Source organism: Microbacterium sp. MYb62, assembly GCF_002979475.1.
Classification (GTDB): domain Bacteria; phylum Actinomycetota; class Actinomycetes; order Actinomycetales; family Microbacteriaceae; genus Microbacterium.
This window is the reverse complement of record NZ_PCOY01000042.1, coordinates 1-8093: the sequence shown is the minus strand read 5'-3', so window position 1 is coordinate 8093 and position 8093 is coordinate 1. Positions and strand designations below refer to the sequence as shown.

Sequence of the window (8093 nt, the reverse complement as noted above, 5' to 3'; positions counted from 1 at the left end):
CATCAGGTGCACCACGATGAGCGCGATGACGAGCATCGGCAGCAGCAGGATGTGCAGCGTGTACAGGCGTCCGACGATGTCGGTGCCGGGGAACTCGCCGCCGAAGAGGAGGAACGAGGTCCACGTGCCGATCAGGGGGAGCCCCTTGATCATGCCGTCGATGATGCGGAGACCGTTGCCCGAGAGCAGGTCGTCGGGGAGCGAGTAGCCGGTGAAGCCCTCAGCCATCGCGAGGATGAACAGGATGAAGCCGATCACCCAGTTCAGCTCGCGCGGCTTGCGGAATGCGCCGGTGAAGAACACCCGGAGCATGTGCACGCCGATACCCGCGATGAACACGAGTGCCGCCCAGTGGTGGATCTGGCGGACCAGGAGGCCACCGCGCAGGTCGAACGAGATGTGCAGAGACGATTCGAGTGCGGCGGACATCTCGATGCCGCGCATCGGGGCATACGCACCCGTGTAGTGGGTCTCGACCATCGAGGCCTGGAAGAAGAACGTCAGGAAGGTTCCGGAGAGGAACACCACGACGAAGCTCCACAGAGCGATCTCGCCGAGCATGAAGGACCAGTGGTCGGGGAAGATCTTGCGTCCGAGCTCCTTGACGAAGCCGGAGAGGCTGGTGCGCTCATCGATGTAGTTCGACGCGGCACCGACGAAGCGACCGCCGAGGGGCGCCTTGGTGTCCTTGTCCTCTTTGGACAGCGTTGCGGTGCTCAATGGCGCTCCCAGAAGCTCGGGCCGACGGGTTCCGTGAAGTCGCTGCGTGCGATCAGGTAGCCCTCGTCATCGACGGTGATGGGCAGCTGCGGCAGCGGACGTGCCGCGGGGCCGAAGATGACCTTGGCATGGTCCGTGACGTCGAACTGCGACTGGTGGCACGGGCACAGCAGGTGGTGGGTCTGCTGCTCGTACAGGGCCACGGGGCAGCCGACGTGCGTGCAGACCTTGGAGTACGCGACGATGCCGTCGTAGGACCAGTCCTTGCGGTCCTCGGCCTCGATCAGCTGCTCGGGGCGCAGGCGCATCATCAGGACGATGGCCTTGGCCTTCTCCTCGAGGTAGCCGTCGTGGTGGCTGAGCGTGGCGAGTTCCTCGGGGATCACGTGGAACGCCGAGCCGAGGGTCACGTCCGCAGCGCGGATCGGGGTGCCGTCGGGGTCGCGGACCAGGCGGGCGCCCTCTTCCCACATCGTGTGCTTGAGCAGCACGACCGGGTCGCCCGCGGTGGGGTCCTCCGGGGTCGAGTGGGGAGCCAGGCCACGGAACAGCGCGACGCCGGGGATGATCGAGGCGACGATGGCGGCGAACAGCGAGTTGCGGATCATCGAGCGGCGCCCGAAGCCGGACTCCTCGTTCGCGTCTGCGAAGGCCTGGATCGCTGCTTCGCGGGTCGCGTCCTTGCCACGGGTGGGGTGGCGGTGCTCGATGAACTCCTTGTCGGACATCAGCGCCTTGGACCAGTGGATCGCACCGATACCGAGGGCCAGCAGCGCGAGGGCGATGCCGAGTCCGATGAAGAGGTTGTTCTGCCGGATGTCGATGAGCGCGCCGCTCTCGATCGGGAACAGCATGTAGGCGGCGACCGCCCAGATGCTGCCGGCGAGCGAGAGGTAGAACAGCGTGTAGACAGTGCGGACAGCGGCCTTCTCAGCGCGCGGGTCCTTGTCGGTCATCCGCTCGCGGTGCGGCGGAAGCCCGGGGTTCTGCACGGGATCGCTGACTGCGACACCCAGCCCCGGAGAGGGCTGGTAGGCCCTGTCAAGAGCCTGCGAGTCGTCGTCGTGTGCCATGGTGCTCCTCGTACGTTCCTCTTCGATGAATAAGCGTCAGTTGGACTTCGCCGTGATCCACACGGTGACGGCGACGAGCGCGCCGATTCCGAAGATCCAGACGAACAGGCCCTCGGAGACCGGACCGAGCGAACCGAGCGAGAATCCGCCGACCTGCACGGACTGCTGCTGGAAGAGCAGCGCCGAGATGACGTCGCGCTTGTCCTCGTCGGACAGGTTCATGTCGCCGAACACCGGCATGTTCTGCGGGCCGGTGACCATGGCCGCGTACATGTGCAGCGCGCTGGTCTCTCCGAGTCCCGGTGCGTACTTGCCCTCGGTGAGTGCTCCACCGGCGGCGGCCACGTTGTGGCACATCGCGCAGTTGACGCGGAAGAGCTCGGCGCCGTTCGCGACATCGCCCTTGCCGTCGAGGATGTGGTCAGACGGGAAGGTGGGGCCGGGGGCCTCGGACTGCACGAAGGACGAGATCGCGAGGATCTGGTCTTCGGTGAACTGGGGTGCCTTCTGCGGTGCCTGCGGTCCCTGCATCTGCAGGGGCATGCGACCGGTCGACAGCTGGAACTCGGTGGCCAGCTCGCCCACGCCGTAGAGGCTGGGGCCGTTGGCGGTTCCCTGCAGGTCGAGGCCGTGGCAGGTGGCGCAGTTGGCCGTGAACAGCTTCTCGCCGTCCTCGACCGTCAGCTGCGAGGTCGCTGCGGACTGCGTGTCGGATGCAGCGAATGCAGCAGTCGCGCCGGCGTACACGGCGCCGGTGATCATGAGGCCTGCGCCGATGAGCGCGGCCGCCGCCAAAGGGCTGCGACGACCGCTGGAACGGCGCTTCTTCTCTCGTGCCATCTCGGGGATCAGCTCCGCTCTTATTTCAGGAAGTAGATAACGAGGAACAGCACGATCCAGACGACGTCGACGAAGTGCCAGTAGTAGGACACCACGATCGAGGAGGTCGCCTCTTTGTGCCGGAAGTTCTTGACGGCGTACGCGCGGCCGATGACGAGGAGGAACGCGACCAGGCCACCGGTGACGTGCAGGGCGTGGAAGCCGGTCGTCAGGTAGAAGGCGGAGGCGTACGAGTCGGCGTTGATCGGCATGCCTTCGGCGACCAGCTGCGCGTATTCCCAGACCTGGCCGGAGACGAAGATCGCGCCGAGGGCGAAGGTGAGGAAGAACCACTCGACCATTCCCCAGCCGAAGAGGCGACGGCGGCCGGCGCCGTTCTTCTGCCCCTTGCCGATCTTGTAGGGCTGCAGGTCTTCTGCCGCGAACACGCCCATCTGGCACGTGAAGGAGGACAGGACCAGGATCGCAGTGTTCACTGCGGCGAACGGAACGTTCAGCAGCTCGGTCCGGTCTGCCCACAGCTCCGGGGAGGTGCTGCGGAGGGTGAAGTAGATCGCGAAGAGTCCCGCGAAGAACATCACCTCACTGCCGAGCCACACAATGGTGCCGACAGCTACCGGGTTGGGCCGCTTAATCGTTCTCGCCGCCGGGGCATACGTCGCTGAGGTCGTCACCCCTCCATTATGGCCGATCCGCGGGCGTGATTCTTGCACCGACGGCCCTCGAATTGCCGGTCGGCGACTTAGGAGACCCTAAGAAAACACTGCGAATACCCGGTGAATCCGCGGGAAACAAGGGGTGGGCGCGAAGTGCACGTGCGTTCGGAAGCATCTGCATGTTTTCTCCGCGCCGATAGGATCGCACACATGGCTGATTCCCTGACCTGGTCCGACGTGCTCACCTCTCTGCTGGAGCGTCGCGATCTGAGCGTCTGGGAGTCCACGTGGGCGATGCGTCAGATCATGCAGGGGAGCGTCACAGAGGCGCAGCTCGCGGGCTTCCTGGTCGCGCTTCGGGCGAAGGGAGAGACGATCGACGAGATCGTCGGCTTCCGCGACGCGATCCTGGAGGCGGCGGTTCCGCTGCCGGTCTCGCCCGACGTCCTCGACATCGTCGGAACGGGGGGCGACCGCGTCGGCACGGTGAACGTGTCCACGACCGCGGCGATCATCATCGGCGCGACCGGGGTCCCCGTCGTGAAGCACGGGAACCGTGCGGCGAGCTCGGCGTCCGGCTCCTCCGACGTCCTCGGCGCTCTCGGCCTCGAACTGTCGCTCGACCCCGCCGACGTCGCATCGATCCTCGACCGCACCGGCATCACCTTCGCATGGGCCGGCGCCTTCCATCCCGGGTTCAAGCACGCAGGATCCGTTCGCGCGGAGCTCGGCGTCCCGACCGTGTTCAACATGCTCGGCCCGCTGTGCAACCCGGCTCGCGCCGAGGCGAATGCGGTGGGTGTCGCCCAGATCGAGCGCGTCCCGCTGATCACGGGCGTGTTCCGGACCCGCGGTGCGACAGCACTCGTCTTCCGGGGAGATGACGGACTCGACGAGCTCACGACGACAGGACACAGTCGTATCTGGGAGGTCACGCGCGGAGACATCCACGAGCACGACCTCGATCCTCGTGACCTCGACATCCCCATCGCGGACCTCGCCGACCTCATCGGCGGCTCGCCGCGGCACAACGCCGAAGTGCTCCGGCGCACGCTCGCAGGCGACACGGGTGCCGTGCGGGACATCGTCCTGCTCAATGCGGCCGCGGGCATCGTCGCGTTCGAGCTCTCGCAGGACGCGACCCAGGTTCAGCGTCCGATCCTGGAGCGTCTGCGCGAAGGATACGACAAGGCGTCTGCCGCCGTGGACGACGGCCGTGCGCTGGCGAAGCTCGATCAGTGGATCGCCGTGAGTCGCGAGCTGGCGACCGCGCAGGGGTGACCGTGGATCCCGTCGACGCGCTGCTCGAGATCGCCTCCTTGTTGGAGCGAGAGCGCGCGTCGCGGTATCGGGCGAAGGCCTTCCGCCAGGCGGCCGCGACCCTGCAGGACCTTCCGGAGGACGTCAGGGACGATCCCACCCGACTGCGTGCGGCCAAGGGCATCGGTGAATCCACGTTCGCCGTGATCCGTCAGGCGCAAGCCGGGAAGATCCCGGAGTACCTCGTGGAGCTGCGCGGCGATGTCGAGCCGGAACGGATGTCTGCATTGCGGGCCAAGCTCCGTGGAGACCTGCACGCCCACACCGACTGGTCGGACGGCACCACCCCGATCTCGGTGATGGCTGCTGCTGCGAGGGCGCAGGGCCACGAGTATCAGGCGATCACCGATCATTCGCCGCGGCTGCGAGTGGCACGGGGGCTCTCCGCCGAGAGACTCCGGGAGCAGATGCCACTGGTGCGCGCCGAATCCGGTGACGGCTTCACCATGCTCGCCGGGATCGAGGTCGACATCCTCGAAGACGGAGCTCTCGATCAGGAGGATTCGCTGCTCGGCGAACTCGACATCGTCGTGGCATCGGTGCATTCCAAACTGCGCATGGATGCGCGTCCGATGACGGCGCGGATGATCGCCGCGGTCTCGCATCCGAGGGTGAACGTCCTCGGACACTGCACCGGCCGACTCGTGCAGGGCGATCGCGGGACGCGCCCGCCGTCGGCGTTCGATGCGGCAGCCGTCTTCGCGGCCTGTGCGGAGAACGGCGTGGCCGTCGAGATCAACTCGCGTCCGGAGCGCCAGGACCCGCCGGACGAGCTGATCGCGATCGCGTTCGAGGCCGGATGTCTGTTCTCCATCGACTCGGATGCACACGCACCCGGTCAGCTGTCGCTGCTCGATCACGGTGCGGAACGCGCAGAGCGCGCGGGGATCCCCGCATCGAGGATCGTGACGACCTGGGGTCTTTCACGGTTGCTCGCCTGGGCGGAGTGAGCCGCTGCGGTCCGCCGACGATCACTCGGACGGAAGGGCTGCCTTCGACACGGCGGCGACCGCGCGGGTCATCGAGCCCCCGAGATTCCACTTTTCCGCGAGGGTCGATGCCGCGTCCACCTCGGCGGGATCGAGCACGCGCAACGGGATGTCAGGAGCACTGATCGGCAGAGCCGTCGCCACGGCGACCACTGTCGGAGCCACGTCCAGATAGGCGGACGCCGCGAGGATCTTCGCGCGCACCCCTGCGCTCATGCCTTCTCCTGCTTCCGCCGCGGCGCGGATCCCGTCGAGATCGACGTGGGTCTGCAGCAGCGTGGCCGCCGTCTTCTCGCCGACGCCCGCGACGCCGGGGAGGCCGTCGGAGGCGTCGCCTCGCATGGTCGCGAAATCGGCGTACTGCGAGGGGAGGACCCCGTACTTCGCGACCACCGTCGCGTCGGTCACGATCTCGAGATTGCTCATGCCGCGTGCGGTGTAGATGACCCGCACATCACGGGCGTCGTCGACGAGCTGGAACAGATCGCGGTCGCCGGTGACGATGTCGACGGGCATCGTCGCCGTTGTCGCGAGGGTGCCGATGACGTCATCCGCCTCGTGCTCGGCGACCCCGATGATCGGGATTCCGATCGCGGCGAGAGTCTCGCGGATGAGGGGGATCTGCGCCTCGAGCGGGTCGGGGATCTCCTCGACGTCGGGACCGCTGACGACGACCTCCACGACGCGGTGCGTCTTGTAGCTCGGAATGAGATCGACGCGCCACTGCGGACGCCAGTCATCGTCCCAGCAGGCGATCACGTGCGTCGGCTCGTACAGCGTGACGAGCTTCGCGATGATGTCGAGCAGGCCGCGGGCGGCGTTGATGGGCGAGCCGTCCGGTGCCGTCACCTTGTCGGGGACCCCGTAGAAGGCACGGAAGTAGAGGCTGGCGGTATCGAGCAGCATGAGGCGATCGGCGCGGGTCATGGACTCAGCGTAGAGCGCCGACCGTCGGGGGGCAGCACGCAGATGTCGCTCGGTCGCCGCGGTATGCGTGGAGCACGGCAGGAGAGGACCCTGAGACGGAGCGGTCGTCTTCGACACTCGTGGGTATGACGAGTCCTCTTCTTCGCGCGTTGTCCGTTCTCGCTCTCGGCGGAGTGCTGCTCAGTACCGCGCTGACCGGATGCGCGATGCCGGCGGAGAGCTCTTCGGCGCCGGAATCCACCGACGAGCCCATCGCCTCCGACGGGTCCTCCGGTGCACCCCAGGCCGCGTGGCTCGATGCGACGGCGTTCGTGCTCAAGACGGAGGGAGATGCGTGTGCGCCCCACATCGGCGACTTCATCGCGGGAGAGCAGTCGTTGGAGATCGTGCTCGTCGAAGGGGATGACGAGATGTGCGCGACGGTGCGCACGCCTCAGGGGACGTACGTAGCCCTTCCGGCGGCGTTCGATTCGTCGCGCCAGGTGGAGCTCACCGTGACCGAGGCGGGAAGGGAGAAGACGGAGCTCACGCTCCCGGGTCTCGCGGACGGCGAGGTCATCCCGGCGGACCGGATGGCGGAGCAGACTCCCGCTGTGGCACGGATCGACGACCACGAGATCGCTGTGCTCACCTCGGGCTCCTCCACGTGCCCGCCGGGGTCGGGCACCCTGACGGCCCTCAGCGAGACGGAGGGAAGCGTGCGACTGCATTCCCACACCGACACCATCTGCACCAGGGATCTGGTTCCGCAGATCACGTTCGTCGCGGCGCGGGACATCGCTGCAGACGCGGTCCTGACCCTCGAAGGTCATGTCGATGCCGATGGTGCGCCGATCGTCCTGACCTTCGTGCGATGACGAGCGACGTCTTCGTGCGCTGACGAGTGACGGCACGGGATCAGCAGCCGGGCGCAGCCGGTCTCTGGTCGCATGTGAACGCGACGAGCGCGGTGTGCGCCTCGAAGATGCGGATCTCCTGCACGGCGCCGGGGATGGAGAGTCGTCCCGCGACGGGGAACCATCCGCCGCCGAGGTCGACCTCGGCCGTGTAGCGCACCACGACGTGGGCCGGGTAGGTGCCGCGTTCTCGATACGTGTGGCTCGTCGCGGTCGGGGTGAACGGGGCTTGGCCGAGCGCGGTCCAGGTCTGACCCGCCGTGCTGGTCGTCGCGGTCGTGCCGTCGCCGTGGACGAAGTCGTAGCCGACCGGAGTGAAGCGCACGGAGATCGCCGCGCCGAAGAGAGTTCCCGATCGGGTCTGTGCGGATGCCGGGGCGACGAAGTTGGTCGGCATGCCGGCGACACCGACGTTGTCCGGCTCGGCCGTCGCGGAGACCCCCGCGGGGGCGAACTGCGCAAGGTCCGTGATCGTCACGGACGGGAGCGCGGCCCCTGCCTCCGTCTCCGTCTCCGTCTCCGTCTCGACCTCCTCCTCGTCCTCGCTCGCGCGGAAGCAGGCGATGCCGCTGTCGCGGTTCTCGAGACAGCCACCGAAGTCGAATTCCGCCGGAGGGAACCAGGGAGCGTCGGGGGAGTCCGGCAAACCCGGGGAGGAAGGGCGGGAGGGCG

Annotated in this window: 9 protein-coding genes; 3 read left to right on the top strand and 6 right to left on the bottom strand. The window is 67.3% G+C overall.

Annotation, left to right across the window (positions count from 1 at the left end):
* The 4 genes from CQ042_RS20090 to CQ042_RS20075 form a co-directional block, all read right to left on the bottom strand.
* On the bottom strand, positions 1–720 hold a 720-nt coding region (locus tag CQ042_RS20090; RefSeq protein WP_146115446.1), incomplete at its 3' end, for a cytochrome b.
* Positions 717–1793, bottom strand: a complete 1077-nt coding sequence (locus CQ042_RS20085; RefSeq protein ID WP_105672207.1) for a ubiquinol-cytochrome c reductase iron-sulfur subunit — start codon at positions 1791–1793, stop codon at positions 717–719. The genes CQ042_RS20090 and CQ042_RS20085, both read right to left, overlap by 4 nt.
* Positions 1794–1829: 36 nt before the next feature.
* Positions 1830–2633, bottom strand: a complete 804-nt coding sequence (locus CQ042_RS20080; RefSeq protein WP_105672206.1) for a c-type cytochrome — start codon at positions 2631–2633, stop codon at positions 1830–1832.
* 20 nt (positions 2634–2653) lie between these two features.
* Positions 2654–3211, bottom strand: coding sequence for a heme-copper oxidase subunit III (locus CQ042_RS20075; RefSeq protein WP_205828862.1), 558 nt, complete (start codon positions 3209–3211; stop codon positions 2654–2656).
* Positions 3212–3499: 288 nt separating this feature from the next.
* Here CQ042_RS20075 and trpD point away from each other — a divergent pair, with 288 nt between their 5' ends.
* On the top strand, positions 3500–4570 hold the full coding sequence (gene trpD, locus CQ042_RS20070) for an anthranilate phosphoribosyltransferase (protein WP_105672205.1): 1071 nt from the start codon (positions 3500–3502) through the stop codon (positions 4568–4570).
* Positions 4571–4572: 2 nt separating this feature from the next.
* Positions 4573–5559, top strand: a complete 987-nt coding sequence (locus tag CQ042_RS20065; RefSeq protein ID WP_181157654.1) for a PHP domain-containing protein — start codon at positions 4573–4575, stop codon at positions 5557–5559.
* A gap of 21 nt (positions 5560–5580) precedes the next feature.
* On the opposite strand, the gene CQ042_RS20060 is transcribed toward CQ042_RS20065, so the two are convergent.
* Positions 5581–6525, bottom strand: a complete 945-nt coding sequence (locus CQ042_RS20060; RefSeq protein WP_105672203.1) for a 5'-3' exonuclease — start codon at positions 6523–6525, stop codon at positions 5581–5583.
* Between the two features lie 125 nt (positions 6526–6650).
* Here CQ042_RS20060 and CQ042_RS20055 point away from each other — a divergent pair, with 125 nt between their 5' ends.
* Complete coding sequence (locus tag CQ042_RS20055) at positions 6651–7382, top strand: hypothetical protein (RefSeq protein WP_105672202.1); 732 nt, start codon at positions 6651–6653, stop codon at positions 7380–7382.
* A 40-nt stretch (positions 7383–7422) separates the two neighbouring features.
* On the opposite strand, the gene CQ042_RS20050 is transcribed toward CQ042_RS20055, so the two are convergent.
* Positions 7423–8093, bottom strand: a 671-nt coding sequence (locus CQ042_RS20050; protein WP_105672208.1) for a hypothetical protein, incomplete at its 5' end; no start/stop codon positions are given.

Excerpts from the sequence above, each read along its gene's own strand:
- CQ042_RS20085 (WP_105672207.1), bottom strand. The coding sequence starts at position 1,793 with ATGGCACACGACGACGACTCGCAGGCTCTTGACAGGGCCTACCAGCCC.
- CQ042_RS20080 (WP_105672206.1), bottom strand. The coding sequence starts at position 2,633 with ATGGCACGAGAGAAGAAGCGCCGTTCCAGCGGTCGTCGCAGCCCTTTG.
- CQ042_RS20075 (WP_205828862.1), bottom strand. The coding sequence starts at position 3,211 with ATGTTCTTCGCGGGACTCTTCGCGATCTACTTCACCCTCCGCAGCACC.
- trpD (WP_105672205.1), top strand. The coding sequence starts at position 3,500 with ATGGCTGATTCCCTGACCTGGTCCGACGTGCTCACCTCTCTGCTGGAG.
- CQ042_RS20060 (WP_105672203.1), bottom strand. The coding sequence starts at position 6,525 with ATGACCCGCGCCGATCGCCTCATGCTGCTCGATACCGCCAGCCTCTAC.
- CQ042_RS20055 (WP_105672202.1), top strand. The coding sequence starts at position 6,651 with ATGACGAGTCCTCTTCTTCGCGCGTTGTCCGTTCTCGCTCTCGGCGGA.